The organism is Thalassotalea piscium, assembly GCF_030295935.1.
GTDB lineage: Bacteria > Pseudomonadota > Gammaproteobacteria > Enterobacterales > Alteromonadaceae > Thalassotalea_B > Thalassotalea_B piscium.
In genome coordinates, this window is the sequence record NZ_AP027362.1 from 1274409 (window position 1) to 1297798 (window position 23390).

At 37.4% G+C, this 23390-nt stretch carries 18 protein-coding genes; 10 read left to right on the forward strand and 8 right to left on the reverse strand.

Features of this window, described 5'->3' with window-relative positions; all coding sequences use genetic code 11:
* Positions 1-330: 330 nt before the first annotated feature.
* The 5 genes from tnpC to QUD79_RS05515 form a co-directional block, all read right to left on the reverse strand.
* Positions 331-1812 carry an IS66 family transposase gene (tnpC, locus tag QUD79_RS05495; RefSeq protein WP_184426944.1) on the reverse strand — a complete coding sequence of 494 codons (1482 nt, stop codon included), beginning with the start codon at positions 1810-1812 and terminating at the stop codon, positions 331-333.
* A gap of 86 nt (positions 1813-1898) precedes the next feature.
* Positions 1899-2249 carry an IS66 family insertion sequence element accessory protein TnpB gene (gene tnpB, locus QUD79_RS05500; protein ID WP_286287996.1) on the reverse strand — a complete coding sequence of 117 codons (351 nt, stop codon included), beginning with the start codon at positions 2247-2249 and terminating at the stop codon, positions 1899-1901.
* Entirely contained in the window at positions 2246-2548 is a 303-nt protein-coding gene (tnpA, locus tag QUD79_RS05505) for an IS66 family insertion sequence element accessory protein TnpA (RefSeq protein ID WP_184423956.1), read from the reverse strand. Before tnpA ends, tnpB begins: the two co-directional genes overlap by 4 nt.
* 176 nt (positions 2549-2724) lie before the next feature.
* Positions 2725-4794, reverse strand: a complete 2070-nt coding sequence (locus QUD79_RS05510) for a M13 family metallopeptidase (protein WP_184426625.1) — start codon at positions 4792-4794, stop codon at positions 2725-2727.
* A 236-nt stretch (positions 4795-5030) separates the two neighbouring features.
* On the reverse strand, positions 5031-6449 hold the full coding sequence (locus tag QUD79_RS05515; protein WP_184426627.1) for a GAF domain-containing sensor histidine kinase: 1419 nt from the start codon (positions 6447-6449) through the stop codon (positions 5031-5033).
* Between the two features lie 477 nt (positions 6450-6926).
* On the opposite strand from QUD79_RS05515, the gene QUD79_RS05525 reads away from it, so the two are divergent.
* From QUD79_RS05525 to lolE, 3 genes are read left to right on the forward strand one after another with little or no spacing between them, the layout of a single operon-like run.
* Complete coding sequence (locus tag QUD79_RS05525) at positions 6927-8153, forward strand: lipoprotein-releasing ABC transporter permease subunit (protein ID WP_184426629.1); 1227 nt, start codon at positions 6927-6929, stop codon at positions 8151-8153.
* Between the two features lie 4 nt (positions 8154-8157).
* A complete protein-coding gene (gene lolD, locus QUD79_RS05530) occupies positions 8158-8850 on the forward strand; it encodes a lipoprotein-releasing ABC transporter ATP-binding protein LolD (RefSeq protein ID WP_184426663.1) in 693 nt (230 codons plus the stop codon).
* A 2-nt stretch (positions 8851-8852) separates the two neighbouring features.
* The gene (gene lolE, locus QUD79_RS05535; protein WP_184426631.1) at positions 8853-10124 is read left to right on the forward strand and encodes a lipoprotein-releasing ABC transporter permease subunit LolE; all 1272 of its coding nucleotides are present in this window, start codon (positions 8853-8855) and stop codon (positions 10122-10124) included.
* A 49-nt stretch (positions 10125-10173) separates the two neighbouring features.
* On the opposite strand, the gene QUD79_RS05540 is transcribed toward lolE, so the two are convergent.
* Positions 10174-10683, reverse strand: a complete 510-nt coding sequence (locus tag QUD79_RS05540; protein WP_184426633.1) for a DUF2062 domain-containing protein — start codon at positions 10681-10683, stop codon at positions 10174-10176.
* A 30-nt stretch (positions 10684-10713) separates the two neighbouring features.
* Here QUD79_RS05540 and QUD79_RS05545 point away from each other — a divergent pair, with 30 nt between their 5' ends.
* From QUD79_RS05545 to QUD79_RS05570, 6 genes are all read left to right on the forward strand, one after another.
* Complete coding sequence (locus QUD79_RS05545; RefSeq protein ID WP_184426635.1) at positions 10714-13110, forward strand: DNA internalization-related competence protein ComEC/Rec2; 2397 nt, start codon at positions 10714-10716, stop codon at positions 13108-13110.
* 171 nt (positions 13111-13281) lie between these two features.
* Positions 13282-14973: a lipid A export permease/ATP-binding protein MsbA gene (gene msbA / locus QUD79_RS05550; protein ID WP_246455037.1), complete on the forward strand. Its 1692-nt coding sequence runs from the start codon at positions 13282-13284 to the stop codon at positions 14971-14973.
* A gap of 36 nt (positions 14974-15009) precedes the next feature.
* Entirely contained in the window at positions 15010-16044 is a 1035-nt protein-coding gene (gene lpxK, locus QUD79_RS05555) for a tetraacyldisaccharide 4'-kinase (RefSeq protein WP_184426639.1), read from the forward strand.
* A 19-nt stretch (positions 16045-16063) separates the two neighbouring features.
* Positions 16064-16249 carry a Trm112 family protein gene (locus QUD79_RS05560; protein ID WP_184426641.1) on the forward strand — a complete coding sequence of 62 codons (186 nt, stop codon included), beginning with the start codon at positions 16064-16066 and terminating at the stop codon, positions 16247-16249.
* 9 nt (positions 16250-16258) lie between these two features.
* Positions 16259-17026 (forward strand): 3-deoxy-manno-octulosonate cytidylyltransferase, encoded by a 768-nt coding sequence (gene kdsB / locus QUD79_RS05565; RefSeq protein WP_184426643.1) that lies wholly within the window; start codon positions 16259-16261, stop codon positions 17024-17026.
* Positions 17027-17178: 152 nt separating this feature from the next.
* Positions 17179-18294: a DUF3083 family protein gene (locus QUD79_RS05570; RefSeq protein ID WP_184426645.1), complete on the forward strand. Its 1116-nt coding sequence runs from the start codon at positions 17179-17181 to the stop codon at positions 18292-18294.
* A gap of 99 nt (positions 18295-18393) precedes the next feature.
* Here the strand turns inward: QUD79_RS05570 and QUD79_RS05575 are convergent, their stop codons facing one another.
* On the reverse strand, positions 18394-18711 hold the full coding sequence (locus QUD79_RS05575; protein ID WP_184426647.1) for a DUF6172 family protein: 318 nt from the start codon (positions 18709-18711) through the stop codon (positions 18394-18396).
* Between the two features lie 233 nt (positions 18712-18944).
* On the opposite strand from QUD79_RS05575, the gene QUD79_RS05580 reads away from it, so the two are divergent.
* A complete protein-coding gene (locus QUD79_RS05580; protein ID WP_184426649.1) occupies positions 18945-20123 on the forward strand; it encodes an IS4 family transposase in 1179 nt (392 codons plus the stop codon).
* A gap of 532 nt (positions 20124-20655) precedes the next feature.
* On the opposite strand, the gene pepN is transcribed toward QUD79_RS05580, so the two are convergent.
* A complete protein-coding gene (pepN, locus tag QUD79_RS05585; RefSeq protein ID WP_184426651.1) occupies positions 20656-23349 on the reverse strand; it encodes an aminopeptidase N in 2694 nt (897 codons plus the stop codon).
* Positions 23350-23390: the final 41 nt, after the last annotated feature.

The following is a 23390-nucleotide window of genomic DNA, read 5'->3' on the forward strand; positions in this document are numbered from 1 at the left end:
GTGATCTTTATGTTTATACCCGTTTTATACGCGGCAAAGGCAATGGATTATCAGACATTTCTTTTATTAACTAATTGCTTTAATTACGTAAGCGTCGGTTAAACCACACCTAAATTTTTTATTCAGCATTATTTGCAATATTTCATCCTTATTCTAGACTTAAAAAGTTGGTAACAACAGCAAGCTGGATGCTTGTTTAGGGAAGCTTTACGGATGAGGTGATGTAGCGAGGATTGCTATGAGGGATGAAGTAAACAGGGAGTGTTGATCACGGATGATTACCTCTGTTTTACCTTTCGTTTTTATTTCTGCATTATCATTTTCTACTGACTAACGCTTGATGTTCCACGGCAATATTGCGTCAATATCAGGGTGTGGTTTACATAACTCTTCAAGACATTGCTTGACATAATCAAATGGAACTAAGCCATTAGCTTTAGCGGTTTCGATAATACTATACAGTGCAGCACTCGCATCGGCACCGTTAGCGGTTTGGCTAAACAACCAATTTTTACGTCCGATAACGAAGGACTTTATTGCCCGCTCTGCACGATTATTGTCGATGCTCAAGCGACCGTCTTCGAGGTAACCCACCAATTTTGGCCACTGATTACTCAGATACGTGATAGCTTCACCTAATTTGTTTTTGGGCAACACATTTTGTTGAGTAAACCAACCGTGTAATTTATCTAGTATCGGTTTGGCTTGAGTTTGGCGAGCCTCGTAAGTCTCTTCTGGAGTTGTATTTTTAAAACGCGATTCAATACCGTACAATTTTTGAATATAACTTAGCGCCACATCAGCTTTACCACTTTTTCCTTTGGGTTGTGCTTGTTTGGCTTCAATGAATTTACGCCGCGCATGTGCCCAACAACCCACTAAGGTTGCTTGGGTTTGATGATAGGCTTGATAACCATCAACTTGAAGGTAGCCCGAATAGCCGTCGAGATAATCAACCACGCAGCGACCTGCACGGCTATCATGATAATCGTATAAGATAATATTTGGGATTGAACTAGTGGGCATGGGGGAATCCGTGCCCGTGCAATACAACCACATGTAACTTTTTATTTTGTCAGACTTGATGACATTGACCGTAGTCTCATCGGCATGTATCACTGCTTGTTTTCGTAATTCTTCCTTAAGCCGTTTGATGAGCGGGGGAAATAACGCTGCTGATTTGAGCATCCAATCACTCATTGTTTGGCGACTGAGCGCGATACCGTATTGTTTGAATAATGATTCTTGGCGATAAAGAGGCAAACCATATTGATATTTACTGGTAATGAGTTGACTCAGTAAACTTGCAGTAGCAATGCCTTTAGGGATAGGACTTACTGGCATCAACGCTTGTTTAATCGGGTTGCTAGTGCCTGTTTTTTCGCATTCACGACACGCGTATTTAGGGCGAACATGTTCAATAACTTTGACTTGTGCCGGGATGAAGTCTAGTTTTTCAGTGATGTCTTCACCGATTTTATGTAATTGAGCATGACAACAAACGCACACTTTCTCAGCGTCGCTAATATCATGCACCACCACTTCCCGTGGTAAGTCTTTCGGTAAGGGTTTACGCTTTGGTTTATTACGGCGATAGCTGATGTCTTGTTGCTCAGTTTCAGCAAGCACAGCGATTTCTTCCGCCTCGTTGAACAATTCCCCTTGACCTGCAAAGCCTTCACCACTTTTACCGAATTGTTTTTGCTGCGCTAGGCGAAACTGCTCTTCAAGGAACAGTAAACGTGCGTCTTTTTCTGCTAATAACCGCTCTAACTGAGCAATACGTTGGTGAAGTTTAGTCTTGGTATTCATGCAGTTATTTTACCAGAGTAAATGGTTAAGTTGTTGTTATTACCTAGACTATTTCGTGATCGATAACTGCTGCTTATGATCGCAGGTTATAAGGACAAATTATCGAGGCTCATCGCTTGATGGCCCACCACATCAAAGCCAGATAACAGCCAATGTAATTGCTGCTCGGTGAGCTCCATGGTCGATTCAGTTAACCTTGTTGGCCACTTAAATTTATCTCGCTCAAGGCGTTTATACCACAGCGCAAAACCCGTCTGATCCCAATACAAAATTTTTAATTTATCGCGACCTTTATTACAAAACACAAACAAAGCCCCAGAGAGCACGGGTAATTGCAGCTCACTATCGAGCAAAGCCGATAAACCATTAATGGATTTGCGAAAGTCGACAAACTGGCGGTGTAAATAGACATCAGGCACATCAACAAACATCTTCATGCGTGTAACGCTTTAATAAGTTCAGCTAACCATGTTGGTTCGCAATGATGAGGTAGCGTTAACCTTGTGTCGCCAAAGACTATGTGTATTGTTGCATCGGCAGGTTGAGTTGTTACCTTTGTTGCTACCTTAGCTTTTACAAAACCCGATGTTTGATTGAGGTGTTCAATTTTATGTCGGTATTTATAAAAATTTGACGTAGGTATCAGGTGTTGCCTACAAAAAGCAAGAATAGATAAGCCACTTTGGGCTTGTTGTTCAATAAGTTTCGTCCAATCATCTAACGTTCTTCGGGTCATGATATATCCTCAATAGTAAATTATTGAGGAGTTTATTTAGTTTGGCGATTATTGAAAAGGTGTGGTTTAACCGACGCTTACTTAATTACTATTAATTTTTTATGCGTAAGGAACAAAAAAAAGGAGCCTAGGCTCCTTTTTTTGTTTAAGTATAATCTATCGATTAAAATAGGTTTTTACCAAATTTTCACACGCTTTTCAGGGGCAATATACATGGCATCACCTTCTTTAAGGCCAAATGCTTCATAGAACTCTGGCATATTAGACAAAGAGCCTAACGCACGGAATTCACCTGGCGAATGAGGATCAGTTGCTACACGGTTACGCATCGTTTTTTCAACCATTTTTGAACGCCAAATTTGAGCATAGCCCATAAAGAAACGTTGATCTCCAGTTAAACCATCAATAACAGGTGCTTCTTTACCGTTTAACGAGGCTTTATAAGCTTTATAAGCAATAGTAACACCAGATAAATCACCGATGTTCTCACCCAAGGTAAGTTCACCATTAACATTTAGATCATCAAATACTTGATAGTTATTATATTGCTCAACTAATACTTCAGTGCGCTTTCCAAATTCAGCTAAGTCTGATTCTGTCCACCAGTTTCGCATATTACCTTCAGCATCATAACGGCTACCTTGATCATCAAACCCATGGCCCATCTCATGACCAATTACTGCGCCAATACCACCATAGTTTACCGCATCGTCAGCCGCCATATTGAAAAAAGGAGGCTGTAAAATTGCTGCAGGAAAAACGATCTCATTAACGGTTGGGTTATAATAAGCGTTAACTGTTTGTGGCGTCATGCCCCACTCCCAATCACGAATTGGACCACCTAGTTTTTCGATTTGCTTTTGGTGAGAAACTTTATTTGAACGAATACGGTTACCCACTAAGTCGTCAGCGTTAATTTCAAGTGCTGAATAGTCTTCCCATTTGTCAGGGTAACCAATTTTAGGAGTAAATGCGGCTAACTTAACTTGAGCTGCTTTTTTAGTATCTTCAGACATCCAATCAAGTTCATTGATTGATTCTCCGTAAGCACTGCGTAAATTTTCCACTAACTGACTCATGCGTGATTTTGCTTCAGGTTTAAAGTGACGCTTAACGTAAACCTTACCAATAACTTCACCTAGGTTGCTGTTTACAACTGCTACACCGCGCTTCCACATAGGGCGTTGTTCTTCACGTCCGCTTAACTGTTTTGAAAAGAAGTCGAAGTTTTCTTTATCTAGTGCTGTTGTTAATGAGCCTGCAAAAGTACTTAAGGTGTGGAATGTTTGATATGTTTTCCAATCTTCGAGTGATACTTGTGCAAATGTCTCACCAAAACCCTTAACAAAACTCGGTTGGTTGATAATAATATCTTTTTGTTTTTCAACACCCTGGGCTGTTAAAAAGGCATTCCAATTAAACGTGTCAGTTAAGGTGTTTAAATCTGCTACAGCAAACTTATTATAACGCTTAGCACTGTCGCGCGATTCAACACGGGTCCAATGGTAATCGGCTAACTTAGTTTCTAAGGCCATAATTGTTTGAGCCGCTTCGCTGCCGTTTTCTAAACCCGCTAAGTTATACATATTTTCAATGTGTTTAATGTAGCCTTCACGTAATTTTACAAAACGTTCAGCGTCATTAAAATAATAGTCTTTATCTGGTAAGCCTAATCCACTTTGCCAAATGTGTGTAGCGTAACGAGATGAGTCTTTTGCATCAACACTGATATAGAAAGCAAGAGGGCTTGAAATGCCAGAGGCTTGGTATTCACCAAAAAATGTGGCTAATTCGTCTTTGTTTTTAATCGCTGCAATCGTATCAAGAATACCTTGAATAGGTTTGATACCCAAAGAGTCACGTGTTTCAGTGTCTATGTATGAACGAAATAAGTCTGCAACTTTTTGTTCATCGCTTCCCTCTTTTAAGTTTTTTGTTGCTGCTAATTCTTCGATAATTGCTTTAACATTATCATCAGCAGTATCTCTTAAGTCGTAAAAAGAGCCAACAGCCGTTTTATCACCTGGAATAGTTGTATTTTTTAACCAACCACCATTGATATAACGATAAAAGTTATCTTGTGGACGAACAGACTTGTCCATATTAGCTAAGCTAATACCTGTGGTAAGAGCTGACTTTTGTAAAGCAGGTGCTTCAGATGTTTTTGTTGTAGTTTGTTCTGCAGTGTTACAACCCGATATTAAAAGTAGGGAAGAGCAAACAGCACTTGTTAGCATTAATTTCATTTGTAGTACTCATATTAATACCAATATTTTAATTGAGTGATATTTTCTATTTTTATATAACTAACGTTAGACACTAAATTAAGTATATTGGTTTGGGCGAAAAATTAAGTTCATGGTTTGGTAGATTTAACAAAACCATAGAAAATATATAGTAAAGGCTGCAGGTTAATATTGCTACCAACCGAAACATATCTTTACATTTATGCGTACCGATGTTTGTACAAATAAATAATTTACTAACGTTGATTTAAAATTATTTCAAAGCGAGTGCCAACTGGAGAGTCAACTAATGTTATCTGACCTGACAATGTAGTTTCTAATAAGCTTGAAATTATTGGTAAACCTAAACCGCTACTACCTTCTTTTGCTTTGGTGGTGAAGTAAGGTTCAAATACTTTTTGCTTGTTTACTTTGGGGATTCCATTACCATTGTCCTGATAATTAATGATTATTTGCTTTCCTTTTTGACTTGCGCTAATAAATACTTTGCCTTTAGTTTTACCGGCAAAACCATGAATAATACTATTCTCAATTAATTGATGTAACACTTTCCAAATTGCATTTTTATTTGCAGTAAGCAATATTTTATCGGTTTCCATTTCGATACTATAATGTTTGGGTAAGTTGACTAAACTCGCTTTAAGTTCATTTAATAACGTGTCAAGTTCAAAAGTAACTTGGTAGTTATCTTCGAGGGTACTTAGGTCATTAAATTGTTCGAGTAAAGCCGAAGTGAGTATTAGTTTTTCATGGCTTAATTTAAGACTATCGGCAATAATGGATGTCGTTCTTTCCATTTCTGAACGACTTAGTTTATTAGCTTGAACAGCTTGCTGTAGTTTTTGAATTTGTTGCTCAGCAGTGCCAATTGAGGTTAATGCAAGAGAAACGGGCGTGTTAATTCTGTTAGCTAAACCAACCACTAAGCTTTTAGTGGTTTGCAACTTTTCACTGAAAATATGTTTTAAATGGTCATCGTTTTGCTGTTTTAATAGCTTTTCTAAATTATTATTAGCTCGCTCTAGCTCTATATTACGCTGATCAATAGTATGGCTTAAACGGGTATTTGCTTGAAGTAATTGTTGCTGTGTTTCATGGCTTTCAAAGACGATGGCAGCTAAATTAGCGCTTACTTCAATAAAATGTAGGTCTTTATTGGTTGGCGCTTTGGGTTCTTGGTAGTACATGGCAAATGTACCAAAAACCTTACCACTCGAGCCGATAATAGGCTCAGACCAGCAAGCTTGTAAATTAGCAAACAAGGCGAGTTCTCGGTATTGAGCCCAATAAGGGTGAGTTTTTATGTTTTCAACAATAACGCGTTCTTTTTTGTAGGCTGCAGTTCCACATGAGCCAACGCTTGAACCAATATGAACGCCGTCTAAAGCATCACAATAAAACTTAGGTAAGGAAATTGAAGCAATAGGGTGTAAGGTGTTAGTTTCGTTATCAAGTTGTAATACAGAACAAATCATATCTTTGTTATATAATTGTGCTTTTTCACATAGAGTTTTGAGAATAAAATCAAGCTTTTCACCTTGCGCTGTCATTCGTAAAACTTCATTTATTCCTTGCTCTAAGCTACTGCTGTGCTTTAATGATTCGATCTCTAATAAGAGCTTTTTGTCATTAATTGCTACATTAGATTTTTCCATATGACCGCGCGAGATCTCTCTTGATAGTAATGAGTTTAATGCTAGGGCGTGTTGAACTTTTGAGTACAAATTTTGTATGAATTATACATGGTTTAATTGAGGCGTAGCGAGTAAAGTGTAGTTATACTACATAAATGAGCTAGAACGAAAAGTAAATCATGTTTAAACGTATCCGTAGGACAGCGCCTCTTTGGTTTTTCTACGGCGTTTTTACTTATTTATGGGGAACAACCCCATTACATAAGTTCAGCCTTGTATAAACACCAAATAAATCGCTGCAAAAATGTACAGCAAAGATCAACACCCCCTAGCATCATTTATTGTGGTTATCGCTTTGAGTATCAATAAAAATACTTTTTACGATGAATTTAATGATGGTAAATTAATTTTTAAACGTAAATAGTGCCGACTGTGTTATCCTTTTGCAATATTTATTCGTGTAAATTTTTACACCTTAACTGGTTAATATTACGGTCAATGTTTCAACCTGTCAGTTTTTTTATTGGTTTACGTTACAGCAAAAGTAGAAGTCGTACTGGCTTTGTTTCTTTCATTACCTTTTTTTCCATCGTTGGCATTTTATTAGGTGTCGCTTCATTGATCACTGTTGTATCGGTAATGAATGGTTTTGAGGGAGAACTTAAAAAGCGTATTTTGGGTTTAGTTCCTCATGTGTTAGTGGCAACAAAAGATCAATCCCCGTTCGAGCAATGGCAACCCTTTAGAGAAGAGTTGTTAACTGTTAAACATGTAAAACAGGTTACACCGCTTATTGAAAGTGAAGCACTTGTTCAATCGACAAGTGCCATTCGAATGATATTAATGCAGGGACTAATTCCAGAATTTGAACAGCACAATATTGTTGCAAATAGAATGACCTACGGACAGTTACACGATTTGAATACGCATAGATTTTCTGTGGTCATGGGGGAATCTCTCGCGCGAGAACTTAAAGTAGATATAGGTGAGAAAGTGAGATTGTTATTGCCAAATAAAACGGTTTTCACACCTATGGGGCGTATGCCAATGCAGCGAACGTTTACTTTAGTGGGCTTATTTAATGTGGGCTCTCAAGTTGATGACTCTATGGTGTACTTAACCAGCGAAAGCGCAGCTAAAATGTTAAGGCGCCAAGATAATGATATTAGTCAGCTTCGACTTTATTTAGATGACGCATTCAATGTAGATTATGTTATTGCTGATCTAAAGCAAAAGTTTCCACAGTTTAAATTTACCTCATGGAAAGTTTCACAAGGCAGCTTATTTGGCGCTGTAAAGATGGAAAAAAATATGATGGGACTAAGTTTAGCGCTTATTATTGCTGTTGCAGCATTTAATATAGTGTCAGCTTTAGTCATGGTGGTTATTGATAAACGCGGCGAAATTGCTATTTTACAAACCTTTGGCATGACCCGTTATAACATTGTTAAAATATTTATTAGCCAAGGTATGATTAATGGACTGTGGGGCACATTATTTGGTGTAGTTCTCGGTGTTCTTTTAGCACTTAACTTAAATGCTTTACTATCGGCACTTGGTTTAAGTTTACTGGGCGGCGGCTCACAAGAATTACCGATAGCGCTTAATAGTTTGCATGTGTTGGTTATCGCATTTTCAGCGATAGCAATGAGTTTTTTAGCCACGCTATACCCTGCATATCATGCGTCTAAAACATTGCCTGCTGAGGTGCTACGAAATGAGTAATAATATGAGTGTTAGTTTGCAATGCATTGGTTTATCTAAAGCTTATAATCAAGGCCCTGTAGAAACCAAAGTCTTAAATGGATTGGATTTAGATGTACAACAAGGAGAGCTTCTCGCAATTGTTGGCAGTTCTGGTTGCGGTAAAAGTACCTTTTTACATTTAGCCGGAGCACTTGATACTGCAACTAGCGGTCAAGTACTTATTAACGGAGTAGACATTGCTAACTTATCTGAAAATGAAAAAGCTCAGTTACGCAATAAACACATTGGCTTTGTTTATCAATTTCATCATTTAATGATGGATTTTACCGCACAAGAAAATGTAGCTATGCCATTATTGATCCGCGGAGAGTCTGCTAAAAGAGCAAAAACACTTGCTGATGCAATGTTAGCAAAAGTTAACTTAAGCCATAGAGGTCATCATTTACCTTCTGAGTTATCAGGCGGAGAAAGGCAACGTGTCGCTATAGCTCGGGCATTAGTGACTGAGCCTTCATTAGTATTAGCTGATGAACCTACTGGTAACTTAGATTTCGATACAGCTGAGCAAATTTATCAATTATTAAGAGAGCTAAATCAGCAATTACAAACAAGCTTTGTTATTGTAACTCACGACTTAACCTTAGCAGCCAGAATGGATCGGCAATTACGTTTGGTACACGGACAATTGTCTTCTATTGAAACGGTAGCAAAGTAGTGATGTTAAATTCGTTAAGTTTTTTCTTAGGTGCTCGGTATATTAAAAGCCGTCAAAACAATGGATTTGCTTCTTTTATTTCAGCGTCTTCAACTATTGGTATTGCACTTGGCGTTACCGTATTAATTGTAGTGTTATCAGCAATGAATGGTTTTGAGCGTGCACTGGCTAAACACCTACTCTCTGTAGTACCTCATGTTGAACTTATTGGTGTTAATAAACCTATTACTAATTGGCCTGTTGAAGCTAAGTTGATTAATCAACATCCAGACGTTATCGCTATTGCACCTTTAATTAAAGCACAAGGGATGATGCAAAAAAAGGAACAACTTAAAGGCGTTGAACTTAGAGGTGTCGATATTGGGCTTGAACATCAGGTATCTGCAATAGGGCAGTATATTACTGATGGGCGATGGCAAGACTTATCAAGAAATAATACGGTAGTGATAGGCTCTGGAATTGCACAAAAGCTTGGTTTAACAGTTGGTGATAAAGTACAAATATTGTTACCTGATCAAACCAAAGAGCATAATGGTGTAAAAGCCGATCTTGCTCAGCAATTTGCTGCGCCAATTAAACGGCAGCTAGAAGTTGTGGGTATCTTTAATTTTGGTGGTGCTATTGATCAAAGTCAGAGCTATATTTCACTTGCGCTTGCTCAAGACTTACTAGGCTATCAAATGGATCAGGTACAAGGCTTAAGATTAACGGTTACTGACGTGTTTAGAGCGCCGCGTATAGTTAGAGAAGCTGCCGCAAAAACAGACCATTACCTGTATATTTATGACTGGACTCATGTTCACGGTAGCTTATTCAATGATATTCAACTGGTACGAATGGTAATGTATATTGTCTTGGTTTTAGTAATAGCTGTTGCCAGTTTTAATATTGTGTCTACGTTGATCATGATAGTGAATGAAAAAAAGGGCGATATTGCTATTTTAAAAACAATGGGGGCGAGTAATCGTACCATTATGTTAACTTTTATGTTGCAAGGCACTGTTAATGGTGTAATTGGTTGTGTTGTAGGTGGCTTATTAGGGTGTTATTTTGCGCTAAATTTAACCGATATAATCACAGTAATTGAAACTACTTTACAAACTAAATTTTTATCTTCAGATGTATACTTTATCGACTTTTTACCAAGTTATTTACAAAGCTCAGACGTAATTATCACTATTACTATTGCCTTGTTTTTAAGCCTAGTTGCTACTATTTACCCTGCTTGGCAAGCGACTAAAATTGAACCAGCCCAAGTGTTAGGACAAATATAAGGGTAATTTGAAATGATGTTTTAAGTGACGCTCTCAACAAGAGTTAAGATCAGCGATCTTGTCTTTTTTTCCACTCTTTATTCACAGAGTAGCGCCATAAACCTAAAATACCAAAATAACCTAAACACGCAAACACCGTCGCTAACACAATACACCCGAGTAAAAATGAAGGACCAATAGTTGAAAGGCTGTTAACAACCCATTGCCAATTAGCTTCAAACACAAACTCTTGTTTTGAACTACCTAAAATCCATGTTCCAACAACATAACAACAGTAGAAAATAGCTGGCATTGTCAACGGGTTAGTGATCCAAACTAAAGCGATTGATAGTGGTAGATTAGAATGTACTATAATAGCTACACCAGCTGCTAATACCATTTGAAAAGGCACAGGGATAAACGCAAAAAATAAACCTACAGCAAAGGCTTTAGCTACAGAGCGACGGTTTAAGTGCCATAAATTACCATTATTTAGCAAGTCACCAAAAATTTGTAAGTGCTTATTAGACTTGATCTTTTGGTGGTCTGGCAGAAAGCGTTTTATCGTTTTTTTTGGCATATTTTCACTAAATTAGGATAAGTAATCACTATGGATTGGTGGCTAGTTACATTTTTTATCGGGGCTATATTCTCACTAATATTGCCAATAGAGCCAGCATTATTTTATGTTGGTTTGCTTATTTTATGCTTCTTGCTTGCTTATATCAATCAATCTACTCGCAGATACTCAGCACTTTTATTAGGTTGTGCATGGGTGTTATTCATTGCGAGTCAATATCAACAAATTTGGTCAACTAATCAACTTAATTCTAGCATGCTTGCCTATCAAGAGGTATTAGTGCATGGAGAAGTTAATACCATACCAGCATGCGAAGCGCAGCGTTGTCGGTTTAACTTTATTGCTCATCAATTAAATAGTCAGGTACTAAAGCAGCCTATAAGTATTAGATTAAGTTGGGATAGCCCAACACAGCAGCTTCAACAAGGGCAGCATTGGCAATTTTTTGTTAAATTTAAACCCGCACATGGTTTAGCTAATGAGGGAGGCTTTAGTTATCAGACTTGGTTACGCCGTTATAATATACATGCAACTGGCTATGTAAGAAAAAATAAAAAACACCAATTAATTAGCAATGTAATTAACCATAGACAGCAGCAATTTTCGACATTTAAGGCTGTGCTACCTAGTCATAATCTCTCTGCAATTATACAAGCGCTAACATTTGGTGAACGCAGTAGTTTAAATAAAGATCATTGGCAGATATTACAACATACACAAATTCAGCATTTAATTGCAATATCAGGTTTGCATATAGGCATTGTTGGTGGCTTCAGTTATTTTTTAATATTAGCGATAATACGGGCGTTTCCTTTGCATAAATTAATGTCGAGGTTTACATATTCTAATCAACAAACAGCAGTTACTTTAGGTAAACTTTTAAACCGTAATATACGTATTTTTGCCCTACTCTTTAGTGCGGGTTGTGCCGGTTATTATGCGTATTTAGCAGGGTTCTCTGTACCCACATTGCGTGCACTAGTAATGATCTATTTGTTCCTATTCTTTCGATTAATGGCTATCAATATTAGCGTATTGAGTTGGTTAGCTCTTTCATTGTTTATTATTGTATTGTTGATGCCAATGAGCTTAATATCAATGAGTTTTTGGCTCTCTATTTATGCTGTTGTCTGTATTTTTTTTATTATTTGGCGCTTCAATAAGCTTTTCTCTTATCATCAAAAAGAAAAAGATACTTTATTCGCTTATCTATTTAAAAAATGTCGGCAGTTATTATATTTGCAAGTAATGTTAACTTTGTTAATGCTGCCATTGGCAACGCTGTTGTCTGGGCAAGTCTCTTTTGTGGCTGTTTTAGCAAACCTAGTAGCTGTGCCATTAGTGAGTATTATTATTCTACCTTTATCTATTTTTGCATTACTTATAAGTACAATTTCTACAGTTTTAGCCATTTTTGTTATTGATATTGTATTAGTTATCTTATCGTGGCTTTGGCAATATTTAACTTTTTTAGCAGAGCTACCATGGGCTGTAGTGAATTTATCGCATACCCATTGGTGTTTTATTTTTATCGCGGTTGTTTGCATTATTTTCTCGTTTGTTATTACCCCAAAACAACGAAAATGGATGGCGCTGCCGTTAATATTAATTGTTGCTAATATTTCTGTACTAGGTTTTAAATCGAAAAGTGAATGGACAGTTAAAGTGATGGATGTTGGTCATGGCCTTGCAGTTATCGTTGAAAAAAACCAACGTATTTTACTTTATGATACTGGAGCAAGTTATCCAAGCGGATTTTCAATGGCAGAGTCGGTACTATTACCTTACTTTCAAGAGAATGGTGTACAGCAACTCGATTGGTTAATTATAAGCCATGATGATAATGATCATGCTGGCGGTTTTATTGAATTACACGAACAATTGCTTATTTCAAATCTTATGACCAATGATAAAGCGATTAATGCCAGCCATCGTTGTATTGCTGGTAATAGTTACCAATGGCAGCAATTAACGCTTGATATAGTATCTCCTGGCGAAATTAAAGGTGCTGATAATGATGACTCTTGTGTGGTGCGTATTTCTGATCAGCATAACAGCGTGTTGCTAACGGGTGATATCAGTCAAAAAGTAGAAAAGTTATTAGTGAGTAAACTTCAGGCTAACAGTAAAGATATTACTGACAGTTATTTGGCGTCTAAAGTATTGGTTGCACCACATCATGGCTCAAAAACATCATCAAGCACTGCATTTATTAAAGCTATTGCGCCGGACTATGCTGTATTTAGTGCTGGTTTTTTAAATCATTGGCGCATGCCCGCTAACACTGTTGTAGAGCGATATCAAAAGCTTAATGTTAATGTGCTTAATACTGCTGATAGCGGAATGATAACATTCCAAATGCGAAGCAAAGGGATTGAGGTAAGCCGTTATCGATTTGACGATTGGCCATACTGGTTTGCAAATTAGCAGGTTTATCGCTTGGTTAGTACGATAATTAAGGCTAAAATAATTGAATTATTAATGAATTACTGATTTACGGGCTTATTGAGAGACTTAATGTCAGCTATCCCAGAACTAAATAAACAAACAGAGCACCAACAATTACCAATATCAACTTGGCAAAACTTTAAGCGGTTAATGACATACGCCAAAGTTTACAAAGCAGGTTTCATCGTTTCTATTATTGGTATGTTAAGTTACGCCGGTGTTGATTTACTTTTTTTATCAAAATTGCAGCCTTTAATTGATGATGGCTTGACTGGTGCCGATCCTAATTTTATGAAATGGGCACCCTTGTTCGTTATTGTCTGTTTTATTGTGCGTGGCGTAAGTCACTTTATTGCTAACTACTGTTTAGCTTGGGTGGGTAATCATGTAGTTGCAGATTTAAGGCAGCATATATTTGAACATATTATGACCATGCCAGTAAGCTTTCACGATAAAGAGTCTACAGGTACGTTAATTTCAAAGTTAACGTACGACACCGAACAAGTGCTAAATGCGACCAGTAAAGCATTACTGACTTTAGTTCAGCAAGGTGTTTTTGTTATCGGTTTAATTGCGATGATGTTTTATTTTAGCTGGCAGCTCTCGGCAATATTTTTACTTATTGTGCCACTTATTGCGCTTATTATTACTCAAGTTTCTCGACGTTTTCGCAAAGTAAGTAAAGACATTCAAGGCGCTATGGGCGAAGTAACTACGGCAGCCGAACAAACATTTAATGGTCACAAGGTCGTATTAACTTTTGATGGTCAACAACGTGAATTTGACCGTTTTAATGTAATTAATAAAAATAATCGCCAGCAGCGCATGAAAATGGTTATTGCACGAGCTGCTAGCGTACCTGTAATTCAAATTATTGCATCGTTTGCACTCGCCTTTATTTTATACATAGTAACCACGCCCGAATTGTCAGATATTAAGCCTGGTGCTTTTATTGCGGTAGTTACTTATATGACTATGTTAATGAATCCGTTAAAGCAATTAACCAATGTTAATAGTGAATTTCAGAAAGGAATGGCCGCCTGTTCAAGTATTTTTGAAGTGTTAGATCAAGCATCCGAAAATGACACAGGAACATTACCGCTAGTAAAAGCTAAAGGTAATTTAGCCTTTGAAAAGGTTGATTTCTCTTATGAAGGTGACGATAAACTAGCACTTAAGCAATTAAGCTTTAGTGCCAATGCTGGCGAAACAGTGGCCCTAGTTGGACGTTCGGGCAGTGGTAAAAGTACAGCGAGCTCATTATTACTTCGTTTTTACGATGCCACAGCTGGTAAAGTATTGATTGACGGTGAAAATATTCTCAACTTTAAATTGAAAGATTTACGTAAACAGTTTGCCTATGTTTCTCAGCATGTCGTGCTATTTAACGATTCATTGGCTAATAATATTGCCTATGGCAAACCGCATGCTACTCGCGAAGAAATAATCGATGCAGCAACTAAAGCCCATGTTATGGAATTTGCAAATAAACTACCCAAAGGATTAGACACTAATATTGGTGACAATGGCGCATTGCTCTCGGGAGGACAACGTCAGCGTGTTGCTATTGCTCGGGCACTTTTATGTGATGCACCATTCTTAATTCTTGATGAAGCCACCAGTGCTTTAGACACTGAATCTGAGCGTCATATTCAAGATGCGCTGCGTCTTTTACAACAAAACCGCACTAGCATTGTTATTGCTCATCGATTATCAACAATTGAAAGCGCGGATAAAATTATTGTAATGGAGCAAGGAGAAATTGTAGAACAAGGCGATCATGCCTCACTTATTGCTAAAGACGGTGCTTATGCACAATTACACCGTTTTCAATTTGGATAAGCGTATTGAATACATTAACTGAGCAGAAGGTGAACAATGCGACTCATTGAAAAAGTATGGTTTCATCAACATGCGGCTAAGTGGTTGCTAGTGCCTTTATTATTACCTTTTTCTTTACTGTTTTATCTATTAACTTCACTCAGAGTGCTATTGTATCGTATTGGCATAAAACAGCGCATTAAAACACAACTGCCAGTGGTAGTTGTTGGCAATATAGGCATTGGTGGCAATGGTAAAACGCCACTGGTAATATATTTAATTGAGCAGTGTACGTCTTTAGGTATTAAAGTTGGTGTGATAAGTCGTGGCTATGGTGGAAAGGCAAGCCATTATCCGTATTTACTTGATGATAAATCAACCGCTGGTGAAGCTGGCGATGAACCTTATCTTATTTACCAACGCTGTAAAATCCCCGTTGTAGTAGGTGCAGATCGAGTTGCTAGCGCTCACGTGCTAGCAGAGCAAGGGTGTCAGTTAATTATTGCAGATGATGGTTTACAGCATTATCGTTTACAACGAGATATTGAAGTTATTGTAATCGATGGAAAAAGACTTTTTGGGAATGGTTTTTTATTACCAGCAGGGCCTTTGCGAGAAGGTAAATCTCGACTTAATAGTACCTCACATTTGATCGTAAATGGTGAGCTGTTAGCCACTGAACAATTAACGTTGCCGTATGCAATTATGCAGTTAAAGGCTACTACTATAGTTAACTTGTTATCAGGGCAACGGTTAACCATTGACGAGTTTTGTCAGCAATATGATAAAGTAAATGCGATAGCAGGTATTGGCGACCCACAGCGTTTTTTCAATACATTAATGGCATTGGGTTTAACACTTGAGCACAGCAAAGGCTTTATTGATCATCAAGCTTATAATGAATTAAGTTTTAATGAGTTTACCGCAAACGCACCGTTATTAATGACAGAAAAAGACGCGGTTAAATGCTATGGTTTTGCTAAAGAACATTGGTGGTACCTACCTGTAAACGCTAGTTTTAATAGCGATGACAGTAATAATAGAATACACAATTTAATAAATGAAATAGAATGCTTATTAATAAGCAATTAGAGAACTAAGAGAATTTAAAATGGCCTTTGATATTAAACTATTAGAAATTTTAGCGTGCCCAGTGTGTAAAGGAAAATTAGATTACAAAAAAGAACAGAAGCAACTGATTTGTAATTTTGATCGATTAGTTTATAACATTGTTGACGACATTCCTGTGCTGCTAGAAAGTGAAGCGCAACGTTTAACTGATACTGATAATAGCTAGAGTACCTTTATGTCTTTTATTGTAATAATACCTGCTAGGTATGAGTCTTCGCGCCTGCCAGGAAAAGTGCTCGCTGATATTGCTGGAAAACCTATGATTCAGTGGGTAGTTGAAAAAGCATTAAGTAGCGGCGCAAGTAAGGTAATAGTTGCAACTGACAATGATAAAGTCGCCACTGCAGTTGAAAGCTTTGGCGGCGAAGTATGTCGTACTCGTGCTGATCATCAGTCAGGTACCGAACGTTTAGCTGAAGTAGTATCTCAGTATCAATTTTCTCCTGAGCAAGTTATTGTTAATGTACAAGGTGATGAGCCTTTTATCCCACCCGAAAATATTCGTCAGGTAGCACTTAATTTATCAAGTCAGTCGAAAGCAAGAATGTCGACCTTATCGATGACTATTACTGACGTTGAAGAAGCGTTCAATCCTAATGCGGTAAAGGTGCTGTGCGATAAAGAGGGTTATGCATTGTACTTTAGCAGAGCAACGATCCCTTATGATCGTAATCGTTTTTTAAATCAACAAACAGTTACCGAAATAGGTCCGTTTTATCAGCGTCATATTGGTATTTATGCATACCGCGCTGGTTTCATCACCGATTATGTAACTTGGCCGACAAGTCAATTAGAGCAAGTTGAGTCTCTAGAGCAGTTGAGAGTATTATGGCAAGGTGAAAAAATTCATGTGGCTATAGCGCAAACTCGTCTACCAGTTGAAGGTGTTGATACTCCAGAAGATCTTGATAAAGCAAGAAATTTTGCTAAAGCGTTAAATTAATCAAATTAGTTATAAATACATTAAAATACTGCATGGAAGGCCTGTAGCCTTCCTTCAATATTTTTTGGCTCACTTAATTGATTTTAGTCACTTTTTATTCGTAAATAGTTAGGTATAATCAAACCAATTATAATCATAAATGGAAATATATTATGGCAATCTCTCGTACCCGTAGCACTCAACATCATAAAGTGTTTTTACCACAATCAGCACGGAGTAATCAGTATATTATGGTAAAGTTACCATTAACTGATGCCTTAATTGACAAGCATTCTAACCTTATTGATGAAGCAAGTAACGAACCTTACAAAGCCTTATATCAATTATTTGCTGATACATTTTTTGATGTTAATAATAAATATGATATTGAAAGTGGACAATTTATAGCCAGTGATAAATTTGCTCGTGTACGTTACAGCCCAGAAAGAATAACGGTAGAAACATCGCAACAAATTTTATTTTTATATAACCCTCGAAATCACTACAGTCAAAACAGCTATGCAGTTGGTGATAAACGTGTAGACAAACTTACCCTTTTATATTTGGCAAATGGTGACGATGTTAGACTAGACTCGGCTAAGTTCCATAAAAAGGTGTCAATTGCATTAAAAGAGTTTATGCAAGAAATTGGCTTAGAAGATACTACAGTACGTTTACGTGATCACCAGCACTCAACTTATGATTTGTTCGCTAAAGATAAAGGGGTTACGGGTATGACCTCACATAAATTTAGAACGATTAAAAACCGCTATGCAGCTGATGATGTCACTATGCCAGCTAAAAGAGACGTATTAAATTATGTAGTGGCTGATATTCCAATTAACCGCAGAATTAAAAATTTAGTTGAGTTTGATAAATCAAGCAGTAAGCCTTTTCAATCACTTTATAATGAAATAAACGAGGCTGTTGTAGCCGCAGCTAAGCAGTACCATTTAACTGATGGGGCTGTAATTGCTAATGATAAGTTTCCGATTTTACGATCGCGAGAAGAATCGAGTATTAAAGAAGATGGCGAAATTTTAAAATTAGGTTTTAATCCGTTTGAACCTACAGGTAATCTTTCGTTTATTAGTGAAGGTGAAAGCTTAGTTGAATCTGTACAAGTTGTTTTTGTAGCAACTAAAGAAGATAAAACAAGTTATGGCTATGGTAAATTTTTAAACCAAGTTGAGCAGGCTTTACGTCAGGTTGCTAATAAGCTTGATTATGTTAACGATCGAGAAGAGTTGGTTGTTAGAGTGCATCAACATATAGGTTATGATTTATAACAAAGCATTATCTGCAATTATTACTTCTCTAATATAGTTTGGTAATAAAAAAGGGAGTTAGTTTAACGCTAACTCCCTTTTTATTTTTATTGCTTTTGATTATTGGTCTAGTTCTTCTTCGTCTATGTCGTTATTTGCAGATCTGCGAAAACCAGGCTTAGCTAATATTTCAAGATAAAAAGAGTCTATTCCAAGCTTATCAGCCTCATCAATACATTTGTTTATCGCCGATAAATGTATTTCTTTGGTGTCATCTTTGGTTTGTCCGTAGCGGCAGTCAAAATCTAGAAAGTCAGCACCTTCAGGTAAATTTTTATTACGTTCACGCTTAACGTATTTTTTTACTTCATGCTTAATTGCATCAATCAAGCGAGGGCGTTTAATTTTTTCGTGAACAAGTGAAAATGTTTTCTTCATAACAATCCTAACGACATTAATGTGCCGAGATAAAAATACGGGCGATTTACCCAACTAAAAGCATTATAACCGATAAATAGAATGAAGAGATAATATAAAGCTAGGTTTGTTTGATGCTAACTTGTAGGTTGGGCTTCAGCCTGAGGAATCCCCACAAGTTTGAAGAGTAAGCGCTTGATATCTGGTAATATGTTAATCACCACAAAAAACAAATTTAACCAAATACAAGCGCTATGACTACATTATCAAACTTATTCACTTGTGATTCAATCTCTTTAGACCCTCGAATACAAAAATCTCTTTTTATTACAGCCAATAGCCTCATCAACGGAGCTTCATTAGCCTTAACCTCGATGGGTAGGCATTCAGCTAGCTTGCATCAAAAATCTGAAAAACATGCGATTAAACGCGTCGATAGGCTACTTGGTAATGAACGGTTACATCGAAATAGGCTGTCATACTATCAAAACATAGCACGCTTATTTGCTACAACCGCTAACCCGCTTATACATGTCGACTGGTCCACAGTTTATAACTATAACTTTGTTATGCTAAGAGCCGCAATTTCTATAAAAGGACGTGCGGTGACTATTTATGAAGAAGTCCATCCTGAAATAAAACATGGTAACCATCAAGTACATCTGAGCTTTATTGCTAACTTGAAAAAGGTATTACCTGAAGGTGTTATGCCTATTATTTGCACTGATGCCGGCTTTAAAGTTCCATGGTTTAAAGCGATTGAGTCTCATCAATGGTTTTGGCTGGCAAGAACGAGGGGAACGGTTAAGTGTCAGCTTCAAGGGCAAACAAGCTGGGAGTATGTCAGTAATTGTCACCGTTTTGCACTGGCTATACCGAGTGAGCTCAAAGGTGTAGTTTTATCAAAATCTCATCAATTTAATTGTCGGGGGGGGGTATTATTTAAGGGAAAAAGCATGCAACGTCATAAGCTTAATCGACAAGGTATAACGACAAAGTGCAATACTAATAAAAAACACGCAAAATCAGCTAAAGAGCCTTGGTTTTTGGTCTCAAATTTACCCAGAGAAACCTTTAAAGCGAATCAGTTAGTGAATATGTACAAACGAAGAATGGCTATTGAAGAGTCGTTTAGAGACTGTAAAAACGAATATTATGGCTTAGGCTTATCGCGGAGTTTAAGTCGCTCAGTAGAAAGGTTACAGGTTATTTTACTCTTAAGTATGATGGTACAATTTTACTTGTATTGTGTTGGTAAAGCTGCTGAAACAGCAGGATATCACCGACAATTTCAAGCAAATACAGTAAAAACTAAACGGGTGTTATCTTATGGATATTTGGCGCTAAGGATTATTCAATATAAACGGTATCAATTATCGGATAAGATGATAATAAGTGCCATGGAAACACTTATTATTGATAGTTTATATTGAAAACTTGTGGGGATCTCTCAGGCTTCAGCCCATCAAAATTATTTTAAACCATGACGGCATAAGCGCCAACCTACATCTAAGTGTTTTATTTTAAGGTTTTATGTTGTTCTTTGCTTGTTTGTAGGTTGGGCTTCAGCCCATCAACAATTATTTTTTAATCATGACGGCATAAATGCCGACCTACATTTGTGCTTGATATATTTTTTATGTTGTTCTTTGCTTGTTTGTAGGTTGGGCTTCAGCCCATCAAAATTATTTTAAACCGTGACGGCATAAATGCCGACCTACATTTGTGTTTGATATATTTTTTAGGTTGTTCTTTGTTTGGTTGTAGGTTGGGCTTCAGCCCATCAACAATTATTTTTTAATCATGACGGCATAAATGCCGACCTACATTTGTGCTTGATATATTTTTTATGTTGTTCTTTGCTTGTTTGTAGGTTGGGCTTCAGCCCATCAACAATTATTTTAAATCATGACGGCATAAGCGCCAACCTACATCTAAGTGTTTAAGCTCTTGGAGCCTTTATCATTACTTCAACAATTTCAGTGCTTTTATACAGCGACCGACTTGTTGATGTGTAGCTTTTACACTTTTAAGCGCTTGTGGCTTCATATCTGCATATTCAGTCACTAATTTCGCCAACTCACTTTCGCTTTCAGCCGAACAGCTTGAAGGTAGCATGCTTCCAGTAAACGACCCTAACAAACTTAGGTCGCTCCCTTCATTAAGCTTAGGAATATGCGCTAAAATTTTATCTTTATATGGCGCTTCAAGTGCTTCTTGTTCTGAAGGGAATAATCCCCACATAATGTACCGTAGGGTTGAAAGCTTAAGCTTGTCAGGGTTGTTAACAACCACATTAAACCATTTGGCTTTAACCTCGGCCTCAGGGCGAAGAACTTCAGCATAAATAGCATTTTTAACGCCAGTATCAGAGTTGTCTTTAGCTTGCTCTGCGGTTAATAAGGCTTGGTAGTTACCATATTGATAGCGATTTAATTTCGCAACAATGGTCCAACGTTTATCTTGATCAATAGCTAAGCCGTTAAAGCTTTTTTCGCCATTTAAAATATCAGTTAAATTAGCGAGGTGCTTATTCGTTTTAGCTGTTGAAACATAGCGGCTGTACCACATTTTTTGAAAATCAGAGCCTGCTTCAGCTTTGGCTAATAGGTCTAAGTAAAGATCTTCAACCTCTTGATATACTGCAGAGTAATCTTTTTGGCCTAAACGTGTTGCAGTGGTTAAATAACCGAGTGCAGAGCTAAGGCTACCTGCGATTTTTCTCACTACATTGTAATCAGTTTCACCTTCGATATTAGCAATTGCAAAGTTAACAAATTGATCTGCAGGTAACTTAGCATCATTAACGCTATCTGCAAGGCTTTGCCATAACATTAAGCGCATAGTGGTGTTATCTATCGAGTTAATATGTTGATTAACAGCGGCTAAAGAATTGTCATCTAAATCAACTTTAACATAACCCCAGTCAGCTTCGTTTGGATACACTAAATCGGGACAGCTTTGCCCAATAACATCGTTAATTTCTGTGCGGGCACCTTTGTAAGTGATAGGTGTTGCTTGAGTTAAGCTCATGGTATCACCAACAAGGTTATATAAACCAACTTGAACACGCTGCTCACGAAGTGTTGGGTAATTTTCAGGTGCGGTTTGATCGATAGCAAACGATGATATTTTACCATCTGTACATTGGTAATTAACTTTTATGGTATTTACACCCGCTTGATATAGCCAATCTTGCGTCCATTGGGTCATGTCTTTGCCTGCAGCTTTACCAAGCTCCCCAATAAAATCATCAAGGTCGGTATTTTTATAAGCAAACTTTTTCAAGTAATTGCTAACACCTACTCTAAAATTTTCTTCTCCAAGGTAGAAGGGGAGCTGTTTAAGTACTGAGGCACCTTTACCATAAGTAATGCCATCAAAGTTGGTTAAGGCATCACCTGTTGAAGGTACAGGTAGTTCAATGGCATGAGTATTAACAGAGTCATCACTTCTATAGGCCCATTGTTTAGTACCCGAGTAAAAAACATCCCATAGGTTTTCAAAGTCACTGGCTTTTTCAACGGCAAGATTAGCCATATAGGTAGCAAAGCTTTCATTTAGCCATAAGCCATTCCACCAGCGCATAGTTACTAAGTCGCCAAACCACATATGTGCCATTTCATGGGCAATAACATTAGCTAAACTCATTTTTGCTTGGGTAGATTTTTCGCCACGGCTAATATAGTTCTCACTAAAAGTTACCGCACCTACGTTTTCCATCGCACCGGCGTTAAAGTCAGGGGCTACCACTTGGTCGTATTTACCAAATGGGTATTTTACATCGAAATACTTGTTAAAAAATCCAAAGCTTTGTTTCGTTGGCGTAAACCACTCATCAGTATTTACGTACTGCTTTAGACTTTGACGAGCAAACACTCGTAGTGGAATATCTTCAAAGCTGTCTTCCCACACCGCATAGTTACCAGCATGTAACGAAAATACATAAGAAGAAAACTTAGCCGAGGTAGGAAAATGCCACAGATTGTTCTCACCTTGTTCGTCTATTTTTGTTTCGCGTGTTGCTGATATCACTTGCCAGTGCTTAGGCGCTGTTACCTGCATTGTGTAGGTAGCTTTTAAGTCAGGTTGGTCAAAATGAGGAAAAAGCTTGTTTGCGTCATAAGGTTCAAAATCGGTATATAAATATACTTCGCCGTTTTCAGGGTCAACAAAGCGATGCAAGCCAGAGCCATCGGTGGCATATTCACGCTCATAGCTCACCGTAATTGTGTTTTTGCCTGTACTTAATTCATCTGCAGGTATAGTAATAAACCACTGCTGATAACTAAAATTAGCAGCCTTACCATTAACAAGTACGTTTTCAACAGTACCAGCGTCAAAATCTATAGTAAGATCATTTTGATTATTAGCAACTAAGTCAAACTGAATTTCAGTTGTACCTGAAAAAGTTGTAGATTGATTGCCAACCATAACTTGTAAGTTATAACTGACATTGCTGACCTGATTGGCACGCATTTGTGCATAATCTGCAAATAAAGATTCACTTTGCGCTCTTACCATTTTATTTTGCTCTACAGCTTTTGATTGCTCAGAAATGGTAGAAGTGTTGGTGTTTGTATCACAGGCGCTAAGTAATACTGAACTAGAAAGCGCAATTGTAAGGGCTTTAGCTAATAAAGAGTGTTTAACTTTCATTGGTGAAATGTTCCTTGAAAACGAAGAATAATGTGTTGTTA